The organism is Mesorhizobium sp. M0802 (assembly GCF_040320115.1).
Classification (GTDB): Bacteria; Pseudomonadota; Alphaproteobacteria; order Rhizobiales; family Rhizobiaceae; genus Mesorhizobium.
On the sequence record NZ_JAMYOY010000001.1, the window covers coordinates 596961 to 617186 of the forward strand.

At 63.4% G+C, this 20226-nt stretch carries 19 protein-coding genes and 1 pseudogene; 10 read left to right on the top strand and 10 right to left on the bottom strand.

All coding sequences use genetic code 11. The features are described 5' to 3' along the window. Positions 1-156: 156 nt before the first annotated feature. The gene (gene iolE, locus NKI10_RS02885) at positions 157-1068 is read right to left on the bottom strand and encodes a myo-inosose-2 dehydratase (RefSeq protein ID WP_352858534.1); all 912 of its coding nucleotides are present in this window, start codon (positions 1066-1068) and stop codon (positions 157-159) included. A 213-nt stretch (positions 1069-1281) separates the two neighbouring features. Continuing rightward, positions 1282-1567, bottom strand: a pseudogene (locus tag NKI10_RS02890) (DUF3175 domain-containing protein). 231 nt (positions 1568-1798) lie between these two features. On the opposite strand from NKI10_RS02890, the gene NKI10_RS02895 reads away from it, so the two are divergent. From NKI10_RS02895 to NKI10_RS02925, 7 genes are all read left to right on the top strand, one after another. Beyond that, positions 1799-2971 carry an MFS transporter gene (locus NKI10_RS02895; protein WP_050588883.1) on the top strand — a complete coding sequence of 391 codons (1173 nt, stop codon included), beginning with the start codon at positions 1799-1801 and terminating at the stop codon, positions 2969-2971. Between the two features lie 159 nt (positions 2972-3130). Next, positions 3131-4159, top strand: coding sequence for an HTH-type transcriptional regulator GntR (gntR, locus tag NKI10_RS02900; protein WP_023746968.1), 1029 nt, complete (start codon positions 3131-3133; stop codon positions 4157-4159). Between the two features lie 325 nt (positions 4160-4484). Further along, positions 4485-5609, top strand: coding sequence for a sugar ABC transporter substrate-binding protein (locus NKI10_RS02905; protein WP_023682221.1), 1125 nt, complete (start codon positions 4485-4487; stop codon positions 5607-5609). Positions 5610-5703: 94 nt separating this feature from the next. After that, positions 5704-7266 carry a sugar ABC transporter ATP-binding protein gene (locus NKI10_RS02910; RefSeq protein ID WP_023749923.1) on the top strand — a complete coding sequence of 521 codons (1563 nt, stop codon included), beginning with the start codon at positions 5704-5706 and terminating at the stop codon, positions 7264-7266. Continuing rightward, the gene (locus NKI10_RS02915; protein WP_023733121.1) at positions 7263-8243 is read left to right on the top strand and encodes an ABC transporter permease; all 981 of its coding nucleotides are present in this window, start codon (positions 7263-7265) and stop codon (positions 8241-8243) included. Before NKI10_RS02910 ends, NKI10_RS02915 begins: the two co-directional genes overlap by 4 nt. Beyond that, the gene (locus tag NKI10_RS02920; protein ID WP_023673071.1) at positions 8240-9226 is read left to right on the top strand and encodes an ABC transporter permease; all 987 of its coding nucleotides are present in this window, start codon (positions 8240-8242) and stop codon (positions 9224-9226) included. The genes NKI10_RS02915 and NKI10_RS02920 overlap by 4 nt, the downstream gene beginning before the upstream one ends. Before the next feature lie 2 nt (positions 9227-9228). Then, entirely contained in the window at positions 9229-9783 is a 555-nt protein-coding gene (locus NKI10_RS02925; RefSeq protein ID WP_023673072.1) for a gluconokinase, read from the top strand. Here the strand turns inward: NKI10_RS02925 and NKI10_RS02930 are convergent. Further along, positions 9778-10926, bottom strand: a complete 1149-nt coding sequence (locus tag NKI10_RS02930; RefSeq protein WP_352858540.1) for a hypothetical protein — start codon at positions 10924-10926, stop codon at positions 9778-9780. The two genes, NKI10_RS02925 and NKI10_RS02930, sit on opposite strands and share 6 nt — an antisense overlap. Positions 10927-11039: 113 nt before the next feature. On the opposite strand from NKI10_RS02930, the gene NKI10_RS02935 reads away from it, so the two are divergent. After that, positions 11040-12581 carry an acyl--CoA ligase gene (locus NKI10_RS02935; RefSeq protein ID WP_502897526.1) on the top strand — a complete coding sequence of 514 codons (1542 nt, stop codon included), beginning with the start codon at positions 11040-11042 and terminating at the stop codon, positions 12579-12581. A gap of 63 nt (positions 12582-12644) precedes the next feature. Here NKI10_RS02935 and NKI10_RS02940 read toward each other — a convergent pair whose 3' ends face one another. Together NKI10_RS02940 and NKI10_RS02945 are read right to left on the bottom strand one after the other, a co-directional pair. Next, positions 12645-13094: an RrF2 family transcriptional regulator gene (locus NKI10_RS02940; protein ID WP_023673075.1), complete on the bottom strand. Its 450-nt coding sequence runs from the start codon at positions 13092-13094 to the stop codon at positions 12645-12647. A gap of 259 nt (positions 13095-13353) precedes the next feature. Beyond that, on the bottom strand, positions 13354-14337 hold the full coding sequence (locus NKI10_RS02945; RefSeq protein ID WP_352858543.1) for a sulfate ABC transporter substrate-binding protein: 984 nt from the start codon (positions 14335-14337) through the stop codon (positions 13354-13356). Positions 14338-14576: 239 nt separating this feature from the next. On the opposite strand from NKI10_RS02945, the gene NKI10_RS02950 reads away from it, so the two are divergent. Then, positions 14577-14849, top strand: coding sequence for an antitoxin (locus NKI10_RS02950; RefSeq protein ID WP_352538903.1), 273 nt, complete (start codon positions 14577-14579; stop codon positions 14847-14849). After that, positions 14849-15247 (top strand): type II toxin-antitoxin system VapC family toxin, encoded by a 399-nt coding sequence (locus NKI10_RS02955; protein WP_352653012.1) that lies wholly within the window; start codon positions 14849-14851, stop codon positions 15245-15247. Before NKI10_RS02950 ends, NKI10_RS02955 begins: the two co-directional genes overlap by 1 nt. Before the next feature lie 14 nt (positions 15248-15261). On the opposite strand, the gene NKI10_RS02960 is transcribed toward NKI10_RS02955, so the two are convergent. The 5 genes from NKI10_RS02960 to NKI10_RS02980 all read right to left on the bottom strand — a co-directional run bounded on the left by NKI10_RS02960 (position 15262) and on the right by NKI10_RS02980 (position 20065). Next, positions 15262-16302 carry a sulfate/molybdate ABC transporter ATP-binding protein gene (locus tag NKI10_RS02960; protein ID WP_352653011.1) on the bottom strand — a complete coding sequence of 347 codons (1041 nt, stop codon included), beginning with the start codon at positions 16300-16302 and terminating at the stop codon, positions 15262-15264. Positions 16303-16375: 73 nt separating this feature from the next. After that, positions 16376-17260: a sulfate ABC transporter permease subunit CysW gene (cysW, locus tag NKI10_RS02965; protein ID WP_023682211.1), complete on the bottom strand. Its 885-nt coding sequence runs from the start codon at positions 17258-17260 to the stop codon at positions 16376-16378. After that, a complete protein-coding gene (gene cysT / locus NKI10_RS02970) occupies positions 17253-18104 on the bottom strand; it encodes a sulfate ABC transporter permease subunit CysT (RefSeq protein WP_023687973.1) in 852 nt (283 codons plus the stop codon). The genes cysW and cysT overlap by 8 nt, the downstream gene beginning before the upstream one ends. Before the next feature lie 18 nt (positions 18105-18122). Beyond that, positions 18123-19151: a sulfate ABC transporter substrate-binding protein gene (locus tag NKI10_RS02975; RefSeq protein ID WP_023673082.1), complete on the bottom strand. Its 1029-nt coding sequence runs from the start codon at positions 19149-19151 to the stop codon at positions 18123-18125. A gap of 230 nt (positions 19152-19381) precedes the next feature. After that, positions 19382-20065: a M15 family metallopeptidase gene (locus NKI10_RS02980; protein ID WP_352858548.1), complete on the bottom strand. Its 684-nt coding sequence runs from the start codon at positions 20063-20065 to the stop codon at positions 19382-19384. Positions 20066-20226 lie beyond the last annotated feature (161 nt).

The window sequence follows — 20226 nt, forward strand, 5'->3', positions numbered from 1 at the left end:
GGGCCGGCAACTCGGGGGCAAAAATTTCGATGCCAAGAACTGTGCGATCCGCGCCGCCAAGGGAGGGCGGCGGCGCGGATCGCCGGGCGCTTTCGCGTCGCTACCCCTACCGAGGCGCGCGCCCAACCGGCCCAACCACCAGCCCCCCGGCGGTGGTTAGGCCAAGTCTCGTATCGCGACGTCGAACCCGGCCGCGCAGGCCGATTTGAGAAGCGAAGCGTAACCTTTCGTGGCATAGGTCAAGGGGTGTGCCTTGGCCGGATCCTGCTCGGCCTCGACGACGATCCAGCCTTCGAAGCCGCGCTCGGCCAGCGGCTTCAACAGCGACAGGAAATCGACGGAACCGTCGCCGGGCACAGTGAAGATTCCTTCCATCACTGCCGCCATGAAACTCATGTCCTGCCGCCGTGCCTTTTCCAGCACGGCCGCGCGGACGTCCTTGCAATGAAAATGCACGATGCGGTCGAGATGCCGGTTCAGGAGCGAGGCCGGGTCGCCGCCTGAGAACAGACAATGGCCGGTATCGAACAGCAGGCCGACGCTCTTGCCGGTTGCGGCCATCAGCCTGTCGACCTCGTCATCGCTCTCGACGATGGTGCCCATATGATGATGGAAAGCCATGCCGACGCCGAAGGCAGCCATGCGGTCGGCGAGTTCGGTCAGCTTCTCGCCATAGGCGGTCCATTCGCCGTCAGCGAGGCGTGGCCGCTGCGAGATCGGTGCGAAAATGCCGTCATGACGGCCGCGCGATGTGTCGGCATAGACCACGACCTTGGCCCCGAGGTCGCGCAGCAGGGTCAGATGCGGGGTGATGGCGGCGAATTCCTCGTCGACCGTGCGGTCCAGGATGCGGCCGTCATACCAGCCGGAGACGAGCTCCAGTCCGTAAGAAGACAGGATCGGTCCGAGCTCGTCGATTCGCCTGGGGAATTTGCCGCCGAGTTCGGTGCCGCGATAGCCGGCCTGCCTGGTTTCCGACAGGCATGTCGCGAGCGGCGTATCGCCGCCGAGTGCGGGAACATCGTCATTGCTCCAGGTGATGGGATTGATGCCGATCTTGACCGTCATGCCGCTACTTCAAAGGCTCGGGGAACCACAAAGCCGAGGCCGGCAAACTGAGGGGAAAGAGGACCTGTCACTAGGTCCAGTTGAGGTAAATTTGGCAGAACCAATCGGGAGCGCTAAAGCGCGTCCCGTTTGAACGGACTAAGTCGACGCGCTTAGGTCTTTATTTATGCATGTCGTTGTCTCAAAACCGGCGCCACTTTTGAGCGACATGCATTAATCCTGCTGCGGCCTTCCGAAGGCCGCGCGCAGTTCGTCCTTGGCGTCCTCGAGCACTTTCCGGCGCGCCTGCGGCAGGTTCTTGCCGGCGCGGTTGATGTAGAAATTCAGCATCGACATGGCCGACTGAAACGGCTCGGCCTTGCGGCGGTCGCTGTGCTCGGCCGAGCGCTTGAGCGAGGCCGCGATCTTCCTGGCGTCGTCGGCTTCGAAGATGTGGTCCTCAAGGCATCGCATCGCTGTGCTCGGTCACCTCGGCCGACCATTTCTTTTTCGCGGTCATGACAAACTCCTTCCTGTCGCAAAAACTCGGGCAGGCCGCCGCCGGTTCCCGAGAAAGTCGCCGGGCCGCTGGAGCCACGGATCATGGCCCTGTGGCGCTGCCCGTCGCGGTGAAAGCGCCGATAGTGGCGACACAACGGTCGACTTCCCAGGACCGTAGACAGGAAACGCCTTGACCCCGATCGTCGCCAATCAGGCGGATAGCCCCGGCATCGACAGCAGCTACGCCTGGATGCGGCTTGCCATCTCCATGCTGCTGGCGACGATCGGTGCGGTCGGCATGTGGGCCGTCGTCGTCGTGCTGCCGGCCGTGCAGGCCGAGTTCGGCGTTGACCGCGCCGCGGCATCGATGCCCTACACCGCAACCATGGTCGGCTTCGCCGCCGGCAATGTGCTCGTTGGCCGCGCGGTCGATCGCATGGGGTATTGGATCCCGGCACTGCTATCCTCGGTGGCTCTCGCCGCCGGCCTGCTGCTCGCCGCGCTGTCGACCTCTATCCTGCAATTCACCCTTGCCCAGGGCGTGCTGATTGGTGTCGGCACATCGGTGATCTTCGGGCCGCTGATCGCCGACATCTCGCACTGGTTCAACCGTCGGCGCGGCGTCGCCGTCACAGCTGCGGCGGCTGGCAACTATCTCGCCGGAGCGCTCTGGCCAACCATCATGCCGACACTGATCAAGGCGGAAGGCTGGCGCTTCACCTATGCCGGCATCGGTGTCTTCTGCCTGGTCACCATGGTGCCGCTGGTGCTGTTGCTGCGGCGCGCTGCTCCGGCGGCGGCTGCCGCCGGTTCACCCGGAAGCCGGACAGTGCAGTCGATTTCGCTGTCTCCGGCGGCGTTACAGGTGCTGCTGATCGTTGCCGGTCTCGGCTGCTGCGTGGCGATGTCGATGCCGCAGGTGCACATCGTGGCCTATTGCATGGATCTTGGCTACGGCATTGCGCATGGCGCCGACATGCTGTCGATCATGATGGCGGCGGGCGTCGTCAGCCGGCTCGCCTCCGGCTTTGTCGCCGACCGCATCGGCGGCGTGAAAACCCTGCTTATCGGTTCCGTGCTGCAATGCCTGTCGCTTTTGTTTTACATCCCGTTCGACGGGCTTGCCTCGCTCTATGTCGTGTCGCTGGTGTTCGGCCTGTCGCAAGGCGGCATCGTGCCTTGCTATGCCATCATCGTGCGCGAATACCTGCCCGCCAGGGAGGCCGGCCAGCGTATCGGCATCGTCATGATGGCGACCATCTTCGGCATGGCGATCGGTGGCTGGATGTCGGGCTGGATCTACGACCTGACCGGCTCTTACGCCGCCGCGTTCCTCAACGGGATCGCGTGGAACTTGCTGAACATAGTGGCCATCGGGCTGCTGCTGTGGAAAGCAAAACGCAGTGCTGCCCTGATGGCTTAGGAAGGCAGGATTGCCCTGTTGCTTGACAAGGGCGATTGGCTGCGCGACGCCAGCAGGCGAGTGGGTGCGGCAGCAGCCGGTTGGCATGGTGGCAGTGGAAAAGCTGAACATGGTTTCGCAAGGGCGCAGCGGCCGGGGCCTGGCACGTGGAGGATGTCCATGACCAAGCCGCGCTCGCGTCGTGGGGGCGGCCGCCCGACCCTATCAGATGTGGCGCGCAAGGCCGGCGTCGGCGCCATCACCGTGTCGCGGGCGCTGCGCGAACCGGAACGCGTCAGCCAGGATCTGCGGCGCCAGATCCAGGCCGCCGTCGACGAACTCGGTTATGTCCCGGATCCCAATGCACGGGCGCTGGCCTCGGCGCGCGCCGATGTGTTCGGCGTGCTGGTGCCGTCGCTGACCAACAACGTCTTCGCCGAAGTGGTGCGCGGCATCTATGACAGCCTGTCGGACGGCCCGTTCCGCGTCCAGCTCGGCAACACCCATTATTCCGGCCTCGAGGAGGAGCGCCTGCTGCAGGTGTTCGCACCGCAGCGCCCGGCGGCGCTGATCGTGGCCGGCATCGACCAGACGCCGACCTCGCGAAAGCTGCTGGAGAGCGCGGGCTGCCCGGTGGTGCAGGTGATGGAGACCGGGTCCGATCCGGTCGACATGCTGGTCGGCTTCTCGCATTTTGACGGCGGCCGCACCGCGACCGAGCATCTGATCGAGGCCGGCTACCGGCGGATCGGCTTCATCGGCGCACGCATGGACCCGCGCTCGCAGCGGCGGCTTGCCGGCTATCGCGCGGCAATGGAGAAGGCCGGCCTGTTCGACCCCCGGCTGGTCACCACCACGCCGCTACTGTCCAGCGTGACGCTCGGCCGCGAGCTGCTTCGCGATGCGCTGGCCAAGATGCCGGCGCTCGACGGCGTCTTCTGCAACAATGACGACATCGCGCTCGGCGTTTTGTTCGAATGCCATAGCGCCGCGCTCAACGTGCCGAAAACAATCGGCATTGTCGGCTTCAACGACCTCGAAATGATGCAGGCGGCGTTCCCGCCGCTCACCAGTATCCGCACCCCTCGCTATGAAATCGGCCGTCGGTCTGTCGCCATGGCGCTGGCGGCGATCGCAGGACGAAGGCCTGAGCAGCGGGTCGTCGATCTCGGTTTCGAACTCAAGCCCCGCGAGAGCACCGCACGCTGAACACGCTTTGGCTGCCTCAGCAAATGGTGCTTTACACAACGTCATGGTAGCGCTACCATTTTCGTCGGGCAGACGTTTTGATGAAAGGCCGCCCCTGTTTATTATACATAAGCAACAGCTCATGCTTGTTTATTATGTATAATATGCTAGTTTCGTTTCTCGCCTGTGAAGCGGCGAGGGGGAGGGGATCGGGCCGGCTTCGGGCCCTTGAGACGTGGCGCCGGCCAGGCTGGAGGGCCTTCGGCAGGCGTGGAAAACACACCACGACAAACAGCATCAAATTAATAAGCAGCAGCAAATAAAACTACAACTGGGAGGAATATCGATGATCAAGTCACTTGTTGGTGGCATCGTTGCCGCGACTGCATTCGTCATGCTGAGTTCGTCGGCCATGGCCGACCCGGAAGTTGTCAAGGGCCCGTCGGCTGAGCCGGATTGCTTTGCGCCCTGGGCGGCCGATACGCAGTTCTTCAAGTTCCCCAAGAAAGACGGCCCATACCGCATCGCGCTCGCCAATGGCTATATCGCCAACACCTGGCGCATCCAGATGGTGCAGACCGCCAAGGCCTATGCGGCCCAGCCGGAGGTCGCCGCGAAACTGAAGGAATTCAAGGTCGTCTCGACCGGCGAGGACGTGCCGGCTCAGATTTCGGCGATCAACAACTTCATCGATTCCGGCTATGACGCGATCGTCGTCAACGCCCAGAACCCGACCGCTTTCGGGCCGGTCATCAAGCGCGCCAAGGAAGCTGGCGTCATCCTCGTCGCCTTCGACAATATTCTCGATACCAAGGACGCCATCAACGTCAATGTCGACCAGAAGGGCCTTGGCGAATTGTGGGGCAAATGGCTGGTCGGCCATGTGCCGAATGGCGGCAAGGTGCTCGAAGTGCGCGGCGTTGCCGGGACTTCCGTCGACACCGACCGTCACAACGGAATCCATGAAGCGCTCGATGCCTCCGGCAAGAAATGGGACGTCACCGAGGTGGTCGGCAAATGGGACGACGGCGTGGCACAGAAGGCTACGGCCGACGCCATTGCCACCAACGGTCCGTTCGACGGAATCACCGGGCAAGGCGGCGACACCGGCATCGTGCAGGCGATGATCGATGCCAAGCATGCTTTCGTGCCGTTCGGCGGGGAGACCGAGAACGGTTTCCGCAAGTTCTGCGCGGCACATGCCGGCGACGGGCTGAAATGCTCATCGGCCGGCACCGGTCCGGCGCAGGTCGCGGTCGCCATCAAGACGGCCATTGCCGCGCTCGAAGGCAACGTCGTTCCGCAAGCAGTGAAACTGCCACTGGCGATCGTCGAGGATCCGAACTTCAAGGCCGGTCAGGATTTCTTCCCCGACCAGTCCGACAATTTCTTCGTCGGCAATTCCTTCCCGACCTGCGGCATCAATTTCACCGCGCAGGAAATTATGGGCCAGACCAAAGCTGACCAATAGGGGCTGACCAATAGGCGGCATATCCGGCGCCGCGGGATCTCCGCGGCGCCGGCCACTCGATATCCCTTGAAGTCAAACTGCCTCGGGAGGGCCGATGGACGGTGCGGTTCCGCTCTTCCGGATGGAAGGCATATCCAAGCGCTATGGTGGTGTGCGGGCGCTGGAAAAGGCCGAGCTTTCGGTCTCGTCCGGTAGCATCCACGCCATTCTCGGCGAAAACGGCGCCGGCAAATCGACGCTGATCAAGGTCATGGCGGGCGTCGTCGCGCCCGACGAAGGCCGCATGATGCTGAACGGCAGCGAGGTGACGTTCGCTTCGCCTGCTGCTGCAAACAAGTCCGGCATCGTCTGCATCTTCCAGGAGCTGTCGCTGGTTCCCGAACTCAGCGTTGCCGACAACATCGTCATCTCCTATCCGCCGAAGCGTTTCGGCATGATCGACCGCAAGGCGCAGCGCCGCATTGCCGAGGATGCGCTGGCACGCGCAGGTGCGGCCGACATCCATCCATTGGCGCTGGTCAAGGATCTTCCGCTTTCAAGAAGACAGATGGTCGAGATTGCCAAGGCATTGGCCAGGAAGCCGCGCATCCTGATCCTCGACGAGGCGACCTCGGCCCTGACCGCGACGGACGTCGCCAGGATATTCAGCGTGCTCAAGCGATTGCGCTCGGAAGGGCTGGCGCTGCTTTACATTTCGCACCGCATGAACGAGATCGCCGAGCTTGCCGACCACTGCACGGTGTTTCGCAACGGCCGCAATGTCGCCAGCTACAAGGCAGGCACAAAGAGCGACAACGAAGTCGTCGAACTGATGATCGGGCGCGAATACAGCCATATTTTCCCGCCGAAACCCGCGCGCACCGCAGCCGCCGCCGTTCCCGTACTGGAGGCGCGCAAGCTGTCCTGGACGGACCGGCTGGACAATGTCTCGCTGACGGTCGGGGCAGGCGAGGTCGTCGGCCTTGGCGGCCTGGACGGCCAGGGCCAACGCGAATTGCTGCTTGCCTTTTTCGGTGTGCTGCGCGGCCTCGGCGGCCAGATCCTTATCGACGGCAAGCCGGTTTCGATCGCCAGCCCGCAAGCGGCGCGCGACGACCGCATCGGCATGGCGCTGATCCCGGAGGACCGCAAGACCGAAGGCCTGATGCTGCCGATGACGGTGCGCGAGAACCTCTCCTTTGCCGCCCTAGACCGGCTGTCCAAGGCCGGCATCATCGACCGCGCCGCCGAACAGCGGCTGATCGACGACATGGTCGGGCTGCTGGCGATCAAGACGGCCGGCCTCGACATTCCGGTCGGTGCGCTGTCGGGGGGCAACCAGCAGAAGGTGGTCATCGCCAAATGGCTGATGCGCCAGCCGCGTATCATCCTGCTCAACGATCCGACGCGCGGCATCGACGTCGGCACCAAGCAGGAACTCTATCAACTGATGCGCAAGCTGGCGGATGCGGGGGCGGCGATCCTGTTCTATTCGACCGACTATGACGAACTGATCGGCTGCTGCGACCGCGTGCTGGTGCTCTATGACGGCGCGGTCAAGCGCGAGCTGGTCGGGGCCGAGATCACCGAGCGGGCGCTCATTGCAAGCGCGCTCAACATCCACGGCGATGACGGCGCGAGAGACGATGCCGGCGCAAGACAGGGAGCGGACGCGTGAAAGAGTGGCGCTACTGGCTGGCCGAGCAGCGCGGAACACTGATGGCACTCGGCATATTCATTGTCATGTTCGTCATCTACACCTCGAACCATCCGGCGGGCTTCACCGCCAATGTCGTGCAGACGGCGTCCAACAAGGGCGTGCTGCTCGCCTTCGTCGCCATGGCGCAGACACTGGTCGTGATCACCGCCGGCATCGACCTCTCCGTCGGCATGATCTTCACGCTGACCAATTGCCTCGCCTCCTGGCTAGTCATCGGCACCGGCCTCGAGACCGCTTTCGGCGTCATCGCCGTGCTCGGCACCGGGTTCCTGTGCGGGGCGATCAACGGCGCCATCGTCATCTACGGCCGCCTGCAGCCGATCGTCGCCACGATCGCCACGGGTGCGGTCTATTTCGGCATCGCGCTGCTGCTGAGGCCGTTTCCCGGCGGTTCGGTCAACGAAGGTCTCGCCGACGCGCTGACCGGACGCCTGTTGGGCGTGGTGCCGGCGAGCCTGGTCGTGCTGCTCGCCGTCGTGCTCGTGGTCTGGGTACCGTTCAGCCGCTCGGTGCTCGGGCGCGCGGCCTATGCGGCCGGATCCTCGGAGACGGCGGCCTACATGTCCGGTGTGCCGATAAGGCGCGGCAAGTTCGCTGCCTACGCGCTCGCAGGCCTGTTGGCCGCGATCGGCGGACTGTTCCTGACCTTCTTCACCTATACCGGCGATGCAGCCTATGCCAGTGGCAACGCCTATACGCTGTTTTCGATTGCCGCGGTGGTGCTGGGCGGCGTCTCGCTGTTCGGCGGCAAAGGCAGCGCCATCGGCGCCATCTTCGGCGCGCTGGCCTTCCGCACCATCGGCGACCTGTTGTTCGTGTTCGATTTCGACCCGCTATGGCAGCCACTGTTCCAGGGCGTTATCCTGCTGGTTGCGGTCAGCCTCGGCGCCTTCGCACTGTTTCGGGTCCGCAACCGGCTGGAGTGGTTCCTGTGAGCGAAACGACGTTGGGCGGCATAGCCGGCCGCATGCCGAAATTCATCCGCCGCGCCGATCCGGCGGTGCTGACGGCCTTCGCCTGCATCGTGCTGTTGCTGTTCCTAGGCAGCCTCTATTCCAGGAGCTTTCTGTCGCCTGAATATCTCTTGCAGCAGCTCAAGGTGGCCTCGTTCCTCGGCGTCATCGCCACAGGCATGATGCTGGTCATCCTGCTAGGCCAGATCGACCTGTCGGTGCCGTGGGCGGTGGCGGCGGGCGCGATGATGGCGTGTGCGGCTGCGGCCTATGGCCCGATCGGTGTGGCGCTGGCCATCCCGTTCGGCATCTTCTGCGGGGTGCTGATCGGCATCGTCAACGGCTTTGGCGTCGCCTATCTGCGCATACCCTCGATGATCATCACGCTCGCAACCAACGCTGTCGCTCAGGGGCTCATGGTCGTTTATACCGGCGGCTACTCGCCACAGGATTCGGCCACCGGCGCCATGCGCTATCTTGCGACAGGTTTTACCATTCCAGGCGTGCCTAACGCCGTCATCATCTGGGCCCTGATTGGTGCCGCGATGGTGTTCGTGCTGTCCCGCACCAGCTTCGGCCGCACCGTCTACGGCATCGGCAACCGCGAGCGTGCCGCCTATCTCTCCGGCATCGATACAAGGCGCGTGGTGATGATCGCCTTCGCTATCTCAGGCGGGCTGTCCGCCTTTGGCGGAGTGCTTCTCGCCGGCTATGCCTCCAAGGCGGCGCAATCGATGGGCGATGCCTATCTCCTGCCGTCGATCGCCGCCGTGGTTCTGGGCGGCACCTCCATCCTGGGTGGCCGCGGCTCCTATCTCGGCACCGTCGCCGGTGTCATTCTGATCACCCTCCTGCAGTCCATACTCTCGGTCATGCAGATGCCGGAGGCGGGGCGGCAGATCGTCTATGGCCTGGTCATCGTCGCCATGCTCCTGCTCTACGGCCGCGCGCCGGCAAGCCGCTGACCATGGACGAAAAGACCGCAAAGGCGCCAATGGGCGCTACCGGCTCAGTGCCTCGGGCCATTGTGGTGATGGGCGTCGCCGGCTGCGGAAAATCGGCTGTCGGCAAAGCATTGGCAGCAGAGGAAGGGGCCGTCTTTGTCGAAGGCGACAGGCTGCACCCACCCGAAAACGTCGCCCGCATGGCGAGCGGCGAGCCGCTCACAGATCAACTGCGTGAGGGCTGGCTCGATGCCATCGGCGAGCGGATCGCCGACCTGACCGGCAGCGGCCAAAGCGTGGTTGCCGCCTGCTCGGCGCTGAAGCGCAGCTACCGCGATCGTCTGCGCGGCTTCCGCCGGGATATCGATTTCATCTATCTGAAGATCGATCCCGCAACCGCCAAGCAGCGTGTCGCCAACCGCAAGGGCCATTTCATGCCGGCAAGCCTGGTCGAAAGCCAGTTCGCCATCCTTGAGCCGCCTGGCGCCGACGAGCGGGCGCTGACGGCCGACGCCACACTTCCAGTGGCTGAGATCGTCACCGCCGTTGCCAGCCTGCTGGCCGGCGCAAAATCATGAACCACCCTCGTCGGGCAAGGCGGTTTCCGGTCGTTCGGTGAACCGGTCGGCGCCGGACCAGACCATCATTTGCTCGGGATAGAGTTTCAGCGCCTCCAGCAAGCGGTCGCGCTTGAGCAATATGTACTCGGCCTGCAGCGCCATGTTCTTGGCGCCGGCTCTGGCCGCGCGCTCGCCGGCCTCTGCCGGGGCCGGCACCAGTTCGGGACTTAGGACGGCGCGGTATTGGCGGAACGGATCGGTCTCGAAGGTCGACATGGAAAACAGCGCCGCCTTGCCTCTGGCAGCGAAATTCGTCGGCGCCGAGGCGAGGTGAGTCCAGCCGCTCTCGCCAAGGCCGACTTCGGTGAATGTCGAGCCGGCATGCACGGTGTTGGTCACCAATACGACGCCGTTGCTGCCAAGGATCTTCTGGATCCGGCCGGTGACCTGGTAGGCGTCGCTGCGGTCGAACACGATCCGGCTTTTCAGGAAACGGTTCTCGACCCGAACCATCGGCGGGTTCAGGAAGCGCAAGCCGAAGGTCGAATCGGATATGCCGTGAGCCCTGACGCTGAGCTGGTGTGTCTCGATACCGGCCTCATGGAGAGCGCGTTTGCCGATGATGGTCTGTGCCGTGAACTGATCGCACCAGATGATAGCGCCGTGGCCGCGCTTCAGCGCCGCTTGCAGGCCTTCCAGGCCCTCCAGCCGGATATCAGGTGACCAGCGGCGGCGGCCGATGAGATGCGCGGCAAGCAGCAAACGCCGGCGGTGGTTGGCGCAGAGCAAGGCCCTGAACTGCCTTTGCGCATCGATGCCATTGCCGAGCACGGCGCGCGTCGCGGCGGCGTAGCGCACGAAATCCTTGCGGATATGGCGCTTGAGGCGCCGCCCCGATATGCGACTGCAGATCGCGGCCCACCAATTGACCGGCAGCAATGCCGCGACCCCGAGATAGAAGGCGGCCAGCAGCAGCTCGCGGAAATCCCTGTTGTTGAAGGTGCGCAACTTGCCGGCGCGGACCTGCTTGCGGCTGAAGAAGCGGACATGCTCGGCGCGTTCGGGCACCAGGATGTCGGCGATGATTTCCGTATGATAAATGACGGCGGAAGATGGTGTCCGGTCGGCTTTCCGGGATTTTCCCAACCACGGCAGCCTCATCCGATCGGTGTCCACCTGTTCTTGCGTGCGTCCGGAAATCGCTTTACTGCGTCTGCCACGGGCGCGCAATCGGCGCCGGCAAGGCCATGGTGAACGCCATTCAGGGTTCGAACTTGAAACAGGCCCTATCGGTAGCACTTCCCCAACTGGCGCCCTGGCGGCCGGCTGCGGTGGCGCTGATGGCGCCGGACCGGCCGTCCCTGAGCTTTGCCGGCCTCGCCAATCTTGTCGACAAGCTCTGCGGCGATCTCGCCAGGCGTGGCGTTGCCCGCGGCACGGCCGTCGGCATCGTCTTGCCCAACGGCCCGGAAACGGCGGCCTGTTTCCTGGCGGTCTCGGCGTTGGCGACGGCGGCGCCGCTCAATCCGGCTTACGGCGAAGACGAATTCCGCTTCTATCTCGGCGATCTCGATGTGAAGCTGCTGCTGTGCGGACAAGGCATGGGCGATGCCGCGCGCAACGCCGCAAAGGGGCTCGGCATTGCGGTGCTCGACGTCGTCGTGACTGACGGCGCCAAGGCCGGCGAGTTTCTGCTGGCGGGCGACGCCGAGGTGGAGGCTGCCAGCGAGGCTCGCCTCGACGATATGCAGTTCAACGGACCCGACGATTTCGCGCTTGTCCTGCACACATCGGGAACCACGGCGCGACCGAAGATCGTCGGCTTGCGGCAGCGCAATCTGCAGGCATCGATGGCCAACATCGCCAGCACCCTGGCGCTGTCGGCAAACGATATGTGTCTCAACGTGATGCCGCTGTTCCACATTCACGGGCTGATGGCGGCGCTCAGCGCACAGCTGGCAGTCGGCGGCGCTGTTGTCTGCACGCCGGGCTTCAACCCGCTCAAATTCTACGGCTGGCTGGGCGATTTCCGGCCGAGCTGGTACAGCGCGGTGCCGACCATGCATCAGGCGATCCTGGCGCGCGCCGCCCGCAATGGCGAAACCATCGCGGCTGCGCGGCTGCGCTTCATCCGCTCGTCTTCGGCAGCGCTTCCCGACACCGTGTTCCGCGACCTCGAGCGCGTCTTCGGCTGTCCGGTGGTCGAGGCCTATGGCATGACCGAGGCGGCGCACCAGATGACATCCAACGGCCTGCCGCCGGCACGCCGCAAGCCAGGCTCGGTCGGCCTGCCTGCGGGTCCGCAGGTGACGATCCTGGACGACAAGGGGACGATCCTGCCGGCGGGTGAAAAGGGCGAGATCGCGGTGCGCGGCGCCAACATCCATGATGGCTATCTCGACAATCCGGTGGCCAATGAAGCTGCCTTCAGCGATGGCTGGTTCCGCACCGGCGACCAGGGCCTCATCGACGAGGATGGCGATCTGAAGATCACCGGGCGGCTGAAGGAGATCATCAACCGCGGCGGCGAAAAGATCTCGCCGCTCGAAGTCGACAATGTCCTGCTCGATCATCCGCTGGTGGCGCAGGCGGTGACCTTTGCCGTGCCGCACGCCATGCTCGGCGAAGAGGTGGGTGCGGCCATCGTGCTGGCCGAGGGCGCCACCGCCGATGCCGAGCAGATACGCGATTTCGCGCGCAGCCGGATCGTCGAGTTCAAGGTGCCGCGCCACATCCTGTTTCTCCAGGAGATACCCAAGGGTCCCACCGGCAAGATCCAGCGCGTCGGCCTGGCCGGCAAGCTCGGCCTGGTCTGAGGACTCTCATTTGAGCATGATCTTGTCCGAACCGGTTCCCACTTTTCGGGATCATGCTCGAATTTAGATCTGCGACGTCAGCTCGACCGGAAAATCATCATTGTCGGCGTCGCGCATGGCGGCGAGGCTGCGATTGTCCAGCACTTCGGCGATCGCCTGGCGCACTTCCAGCATCATGTGCCGGACCTGGCAGGTCGCCTCGTCGCAATCCTCGCAGCGCTGGTATTGCGTGCGGCTGGCGCAGGGTATGGGAGCGAGCGGGCCGTCCAGCACGCGCACGACGTGGCCGATCTTGATTTCGGAAGCCGGCCGGGCGAGGCGATAACCGCCTTCCTTGCCCTTGCGGCTGAGGACGAAGCCGGCATTGCGCAGCTCGCCCAGAATGGCATCCAGAAATTTCTTCGGGATGTTGTTGGCGATCGCGATGTCGTTGACGAATGCAAGCTGGCCGACCGGCAGGCCGGAAAGATGCACGAGGGCCTTGAGGCCGTATTTGCCTTTTTTGGTAAGCATGCCCGCTTCAGTTCATGAAAACCCCAACCACCCGCATCTGGCGGTTGTTTGTGTGCAAATCATGACGTTTCGCCTGAACAACCCGGTTTCGCGTAGAACAAGCCGCCCGATTGAGATGTTAGGCACAAAGGCGTTGATTCTTTGTAACGTTTTCGCCGATCGCGACAGATTCCGCCTGAAGCCGTTTGTCGGCGCGCGAAAACGAAAAAGGCGGCAAAGCGCCGGCTTTCTTGTGAGGTGAGGTCGAACGCTGCTGATATCAGCGGCTGCCATAGGTCTGGTCGAGCAGACCGCCGGCGGCGAAGTGCTCCTTCTGTACCTTGTCCCAGCCGCCGAAGACGTCTTCCACAGTCAGCAGGCGGACATCGGGGAAGTCGGCCTTGTATTTTGCCGCGACTTCAGCGTTGCGGGCGCGCAGGCCATTTTCAGCCGCGATGGTCTGGCCCTCGGGCGTGTAGAGGAAATCGAGATAGGTCTTGGCGAGGTCACGGCTGCCGTGCTCGTCGGCGACCTTGTCGACGATCGCCACCGGGAATTCGGCGAGCAGGCTGACCGTTGGCGTGACCTGTTCGAACTTGTCGTTGCCATACTCCTTGCGGATGCCGCGCGTTTCCGACTCGAAGGTGATCAGCACGTCGCCGATCTCGCGTTGCACGAAGGTGGTGGTGGCGGCGCGCCCGCCGGTGTCGAAGATCGGCACGTTGTTGAACAGCTTGGTGACGAACTCCTTCACCTTGGCGTCGTCGCCCTTGAAGGCTTCCTTGGCGTAGGCGGTTGCGGCCAGATAGGTGTAGCGCGCATTGCCCGAGGTCTTGGGGTTGGGGAAGATCACCTGCACGTCGTCGCGCACGAGGTCGTTCCAGTCCTTGATGTGCTTGGGGTTGCCCGCGCGGACGAGAAAGGATGGGAGCGAATAGAAGGGCGAGGCGTTGTCGGGGAAATCCTTCTGCCAGTCGGCGGAGACGAGGCCTTTCTTGACCAGAAAGTCGATGTCGGTGACCTGGTTGAAGGTGACGACATCGGCGCCGAGGCCTTCGGCAATGGCGCGCGCCTGCGCCGAGGTGCCGGCGTGCGATTGGTCGACGGTGACGCCCGCATGGCCGGCGACGAAAGCCTTGTTCACCTGGGCGAACAATTCGCGGCCGACATCATAGGAAGCGTTGAGCAATTTGTCGGCCGACCAGGCCTGCGAAGAGGCGAGGATCAGGCCGGCGGCGGCTACGCTGAGCAAAAAACGCTTCATGAAAACAGGCTCCGATGTGCAATGCGTTGCCAGAACATAGCCGGGCCGGAGGGTGTACTGCGAGGCACACGGGGCAGACGTATGGCATTGCAGCGAAAAAGAAATGGCTGAAGCAGGTTATCGGCGAAATTTCATTCCAGCCGAAATGCCGATGCGTTGGGTTTTCCGTGGTTTGCAATTCGAAGCCGAGTGGCATATACAAATGGCATATACAAGTGGAACAGACAGGGGAGGCTGCCATGCCGCAGCACCGTCACTCAATACCACCGCCCAGGGAGGCGAAGTTGTTTCGCAACAACCGCAGTCAGGCGGTTCGCATTCCTGTCGAATTCGAGCTGCCTGGCGAGAAGGTCCTGATCAGCCGCGATGGCGACCGGCTGATCATCGAGCCGGTCCGCAAACCCGGCCTCGTCGCGCTCCTTGCCCAATGGGCGAAAGAGCCGCCGCTTGGCCCCGAAGACGATTTTCCGGATATCCGTGATGCGCCCGTCGGGCCTGAGGATATCTTTTGATGCGGTTCATGCTGGACACCAACATTCTCAGCGACATGATCCGAAACCCTGCCGGCAAGGCTGCCAGTACGGCGGTTCGCGCGGGAGACGGTGCCCTGTGCACCAGCATCGTTGTCGCCTCGGAGCTGCGTTATGGCTGCGCCCGGAAGAGATCGGCCAAGCTGCTCGCCAAGGTGGAGGAATTGCTCGCCGAGATTCCTGTGTTGCCGCTCGATGTGCCGATGGATAACGAATACGGAGCACTTCGTGCCGAGCTGGAGGCCAGAGGCCAGCCAATCGGCCACAATGATCTTTTCATTGCTGCCCATGCCTGTGTGTTGGGGACGACACTGGTGACGGCCAACACCGCTGAGTTCCGTCGGATCAAGGGCCTGACGGTCGAGAACTGGCTGGAGTAGCGCCGGATCGATGTCTATGCCGCCGGGAAAAGCTTCCAGCGCCTCGGCCTGAACGCCACCCGGCTCTTCTGCGCCGCAGGATGGTCCACAGGCAGTTCGATCTCGACGCGCTGGCGCTCGCCGCCGATTTCCAGTTCGACGCGTCTTGTGCCGGCGACGCGGCGGCTGGCGGCGACCGTGCCGGCGATGCAGCCGCTGCAGCCGTCGAGCAGTTCGATATCGTGCGGGCGGAAATACAGCGTCGCATCGCCCTCGGCTGCGTGCGGCGCCGACACGCCGATCGGACGGTCGGCGAGCCAGATCTCGCCATTCTCAACCTTGACCGGCAGCATGCTCGATTCGCCGATGAAGGAGTAGACGAAGGGCGAGTTCGGCGTGTCGTAGATCTCGTCGGCGGAGCCGACCTGCTCGATGCGGCCCTGGCTCATCACCACGACGCGGTCGGCAAGCTCGAGCGCCTCTTCCTGGTCGTGGGTGACGAAGACGGTGGTGTGGCCGGTACGGTCATGGATCTCGCGCAGCCAGCGGCGGAGTTCCCGGCGCACCTGCGCATCGAGCGCGCCGAACGGCTCGTCGAGCAACAGCACCTTGGGCTCGATGGCCATGGCCCGGGCGAGCGCCACGCGCTGGCGCTGGCCACCGGAAAGTTGCGCCGGATAGCGCCTTTCCAGGCCGGAAAGCTGAACGAGATCGAGCAGTTCGGAGGCGCGTCGGCGGATTTCGGCCGCCGGTGGTCGCGACGGTCCATGCCGGACCTTGAGGCCGAAGCCTATATTGTCGGCGACCGTCATGTGCCGGAAGAGCGCATAGTGCTGGAAGACGAAGCCGACATTGCGCTCCTGGATCGAGCGGTGCGAGGCGTCCTCGTCGCCGAAGAAGATCTTTCCGCGCGTCGGCCGCTCCAGGCCGGCGATAAGCCTCAGCAGCGTCGTCTTGCCGGAGCCGGATGGCCCAAGCAGCGCGATCAGCTCACCCGACTTGATGTCAAGCGATACGTCATGGAGGGCCGGAAACCGGTCAAACTCCTTGCGTACGTTGGCAACGCGAACTTCCATGTAGATCCCTCAGTAATTTGGTGCATGCCGTTGTCGCAAAACCGGTTCCCAGTCTTGGGCGACATGCATTTAGTCAGTGCCCGCGCGTCGCGGCGATCTCGGCGCCGTAGCGCATCTCTAGAAGTGTTTTCAAGACCAGCGTGACCAGCGCCAGGCCGGCAAGCAGCGAAGCGACGGCAAACGCGCCGACGGCGTTGTACTCGTTGTAGAGGATTTCGACATGCAACGGCATGGTGTTGGTCAGCCCGCGTATGTGGCCCGACACGACCGAGACCGCGCCGAATTCGCCCATCGAGCGGGCGTTGCATAAAAGCACGCCGTAGAGCAATCCCCATTTGACGTTGGGCAGCGTCACGTACCAGAAGGTCTGCCAGCCATTGGCGCCCAGAGAGAGCGCGGCTTCCTCGTCGCCGTTGCCCTGTTCCTGCATCAGCGGGATCAGTTCGCGGGCAACGAAGGGGAAGGTGACGAAGATGGTCGCGAGCACGATGCCGGGCACGGCGAACAAGATCTGGATGCCGTGCGCCTTCAGCCATTCACCGAACAGTCCCTGAGCGCCAAACAAAAGCACATAGACCAGGCCGGAAATGACCGGCGAGACCGAGAAGGGCAGGTCGATCAGCGTGGTTAGAAAAGCCTTGCCCTTGAACTCGAACTTGGCGATCGCCCAGGCAGCCGAAATGCCGAAGACGACGTTGAGCGGCACGGCGATCACCGCCACCAGCAGCGTCAGCCGGATCGCCGAGCGCGTATCGGGATTGGACAGCGATTCCGCGTAGGCGCCAATGCCTTTCGCCAGCGCCTCGTGGAAGACGATGATCAGCGGCAGCAGCAGGAAGACGGCGAGGAAGGCGAAGGCCACCGCCATCAGCAGCAGCCGCACCGGCCGGCTTTCGGTCACCGCCGCCGACCGGCTCTCGTGATGCGGTTCGTAGGATTTGATCTCTGGGTCAGCCATAGCGCTTGCGGCTCCAGGACTGAGCGAGGTTGATGACCAGCAGCATCACGAACGACAGCAAAAGCATGATCGCCGCGATCGCGGTCGCCGCCGGATAATTATATTCCTCAAGCCGGATGACGATCAGAAGCGGTGCGATCTCCGACTTGTAGGGCAGGTTGCCCGCGATGAAGATGACCGAGCCGTATTCGCCGACCCCGCGCGCGAAGGCGAGCGAAAAGCCGGTGATGATGGCCGGCGCCAGGCCCGGAAACAGGATGCGGGTGATGATCTGGAAGCGGTTGGCGCCGAGCGTCGCGGCGGCCTCCTCCACTTCCTTGTCGATCTCCTCCATGATCGGCTGCACGGTGCGCACGACGAACGGCAGGCCGATGAAGACAAGCGCCACGACAATGCCGAGCGGCGTGTAGGCGACCTTGATGCCGAGCGGCGCCAGGAGATGGCCGATCCAGCCATTGGGCGCATAAAGAGTGGTCAGCGCAATGCCCGCGACCGCGGTCGGCAGCGCGAAGGGCAGGTCGACCATGGCGTCGACGACGCGGCGGCCGGGGAAGCGGTAGCGCACCAGCACCCAGGCGACGAGCGTGCCGAAGACGACGTTGACGGCGGCTGCGATGAAGGCTGTGCCGAAGCTGATTTCGAGTGCGTTGATGGTCCGGCGGTCGGTGGCGATCGCCCAGAAATCGGTCCAGCCGAGGGCTGCCGAGCGCCAGATCAGGCCCGACAGGGGAATGAGGATGATGAGCGTGAGGTAGGCAAGCGAGAAGCCGAGCGTCAATCCGAAACCCGGAATGACACTCGGCTGTCTGAATCGCCACCCCGCCTTGGCGGGTGCTATGGTCATGTCGTCCTGATCTAAATCCTACTGGGCCGGCTTGTAGATCTGGTCGAATATACCACCATCGCCGAAATGATAAGGCTGTGCCTTCTTCCAGCCGCCAAAAAGCGGATCGTCGATGGAGATCAGCTTGATTTCGGGCGTCTTCGGAATGTCAGCCGCATCCACCAGCTCGGGCTTGGCCGGACGATAGTGGTTCTTGGCGATGATCGTCTGGGCTTCCTTGGAATAGAGCCAGCCGAGATAGGCTTCGGCGACCTTGCGGGTGCCCTTGGCATCGACATTGGCGTCGACGATCGCCACCGGCGGCTCGGCCAGGATCGAGGTCGGGGGATAGACGATCTCGAAATTGTCGGCTCCGAATTCATTGAGCGCCAGATAGGCGTCGTTTTCCCAGCCGATCAGCACGTCGCCGATGCCCTTTTGCGCGAAGGTGACCGTCGAGCCGCGCGCACCGGTGTCGAGCACCGGAGCATTGGCGTAGAGCTTGCCGACGAATTCCTTGTTCTTGGCTTCGTCGCCGCCATCATTGGCGTTGGCATAGGCCCAGGCGGCAAGGTAGTTCCAGCGGGCACCGCCGGAGGTCTTGGGGTTCGGCGTGATCACCTGGACGCCGTCCTTGACCAGATCGCTCCAGTCGTGGATGCCCTTCGGGTTGCCCTTGCGGACCAGGAAGATGATGGTCGAGGTGTAAGGCGCCGAATTGTTTTCGAATTTCTTGCGCCAGTCCGGATTGATCTTCTTCGACTTGGTGACGATGGCGTTGATGTCGCCCTCCAGCGCCAGCGTGACCACATCGGCATCGAGGCCGTCGATCACGGCGCGGGCCTGGGCGCCCGATCCGCCATGCGATTGCTGGATGGTAACCGTCTCGCCGGTCTCGGCCTTCCAGTGTGCGACGAAGGCTTCGTCATAGGCCTTGTAGAGTTCGCGTGTCGGGTCGTAGGACACGTTCAGAATGGTCGTATCGGCAAACGCGAAACCGAGCGTGCCGAACTGGATCGATGTGGCGACCAGTGCGCCGAGCAGTTTCTTGAAATGAGGTTTGGTCATTTCCGCCTCCGTTGATGACGGCTGAACTCTATCGAATTGATAGAAATTAGATGCATTCAACGTTGCATTTTTTGTCCGCTCGAAGGAAATTTTCGCCGATATTGGGTTTCGGAAGGAAATATTTTCCTCATATTGGTCTAACCCGAATCCGGCCGGTTTGACGCTATCTAGGAGCTGACAGCGCAGAAGCAAGGCCGAGCGAGGGAAGGCTCGCTGTAGCACCGGGCACTTCAGCCCGCAGTGATGGGAAAATCGAAGCGCAGTTTTGGAAACGGCTCATCCCGAAGCGTGTAGTGCCACCACTCGCGCGCATAATTCTTGAAGCCGCCGGCGCGCATGGCGTCGAGCAGCTTTTTGCGGTTTGCCGCTGCTTCTGCCGCCAATGGGCGATGGGCGGTTTCGCTCGCCGGGTCGAAACAGTCGAAGCTGGTGCCGAAATCGAGCGTGCCGGCGCCGGCCGCGCCGCAAGCGGCGGATGACTTGTTCTTGCCGTCGCTGCGGGCGATGGCGACATCGACGGTCGAGCCGCGCGAATGGGTGGACAATTCGCCGATATAGCCCTTGGCGATGAGGTCGCCGCGCTGCACCTGAGGGTACCATTGCGGATCGGGCGGGCCGCCCTCTCTGGTCCATTTGCCCATGTCGGCAACGGCGCGGGCCGGGCGGTAGCAGTCGAATACGACCAGCGTCAGGCCGTCGGCGGCGAGCGCTTTCTGCACGCCGGACAGCGTTTGCGCAGCTTGCTTCGTGAGGATGCAGACTGGGGCGTCGTAGCCATCGGCCTTGCGATGCAGGAAATTTTCCAGGCCGGCATAGCGGATGTCCTGGCGGATCGAGGGATCGACGTCGGCCAGGCGGACAAAGCCGGCGGGCAGGGGATCGGCGGAGGCGGGGGAGCAAGTCGAAACCAACATGGATACGGCTAAGGCCAATCCTCGATGCAAGCGCTTCGGCACACCCCCCTCTGGCCTGCCGGCCATCTCCCCCGCAAGGGGGGAGATCAGATGTCGCTGCGGCTTTCGCCAATTTTCAACGTTGCTGAATGAGCGCGGCGCCGAAGCTGCCAATCTCCCTC

Excerpts from the sequence above, each read along its gene's own strand:
- NKI10_RS02905 (WP_023682221.1), top strand. The coding sequence starts at position 4,485 with ATGATCAAGTCACTTGTTGGTGGCATCGTTGCCGCGACTGCATTCGTC.
- NKI10_RS02960 (WP_352653011.1), bottom strand. The coding sequence starts at position 16,302 with ATGGAAGTTCGCGTTGCCAACGTACGCAAGGAGTTTGACCGGTTTCCG.
- iolE (WP_352858534.1), bottom strand. The coding sequence starts at position 1,068 with ATGACGGTCAAGATCGGCATCAATCCCATCACCTGGAGCAATGACGAT.
- NKI10_RS02950 (WP_352538903.1), top strand. The coding sequence starts at position 14,577 with ATGCCGCAGCACCGTCACTCAATACCACCGCCCAGGGAGGCGAAGTTG.
- cysT (WP_023687973.1), bottom strand. The coding sequence starts at position 18,104 with ATGACCATAGCACCCGCCAAGGCGGGGTGGCGATTCAGACAGCCGAGT.
- NKI10_RS02940 (WP_023673075.1), bottom strand. The coding sequence starts at position 13,094 with ATGCTTACCAAAAAAGGCAAATACGGCCTCAAGGCCCTCGTGCATCTT.
- gntR (WP_023746968.1), top strand. The coding sequence starts at position 3,131 with ATGACCAAGCCGCGCTCGCGTCGTGGGGGCGGCCGCCCGACCCTATCA.
- NKI10_RS02895 (WP_050588883.1), top strand. The coding sequence starts at position 1,799 with ATGCGGCTTGCCATCTCCATGCTGCTGGCGACGATCGGTGCGGTCGGC.
- NKI10_RS02945 (WP_352858543.1), bottom strand. The coding sequence starts at position 14,337 with ATGAAGCGTTTTTTGCTCAGCGTAGCCGCCGCCGGCCTGATCCTCGCC.
- NKI10_RS02910 (WP_023749923.1), top strand. The coding sequence starts at position 5,704 with ATGGACGGTGCGGTTCCGCTCTTCCGGATGGAAGGCATATCCAAGCGC.
- cysW (WP_023682211.1), bottom strand. The coding sequence starts at position 17,260 with ATGGCTGACCCAGAGATCAAATCCTACGAACCGCATCACGAGAGCCGG.
- NKI10_RS02975 (WP_023673082.1), bottom strand. The coding sequence starts at position 19,151 with ATGACCAAACCTCATTTCAAGAAACTGCTCGGCGCACTGGTCGCCACA.
- NKI10_RS02955 (WP_352653012.1), top strand. The coding sequence starts at position 14,849 with ATGCGGTTCATGCTGGACACCAACATTCTCAGCGACATGATCCGAAAC.
- NKI10_RS02980 (WP_352858548.1), bottom strand. The coding sequence starts at position 20,065 with ATGTTGGTTTCGACTTGCTCCCCCGCCTCCGCCGATCCCCTGCCCGCC.
- NKI10_RS02930 (WP_352858540.1), bottom strand. The coding sequence starts at position 10,926 with ATGAGGCTGCCGTGGTTGGGAAAATCCCGGAAAGCCGACCGGACACCA.
- NKI10_RS02925 (WP_023673072.1), top strand. The coding sequence starts at position 9,229 with ATGGACGAAAAGACCGCAAAGGCGCCAATGGGCGCTACCGGCTCAGTG.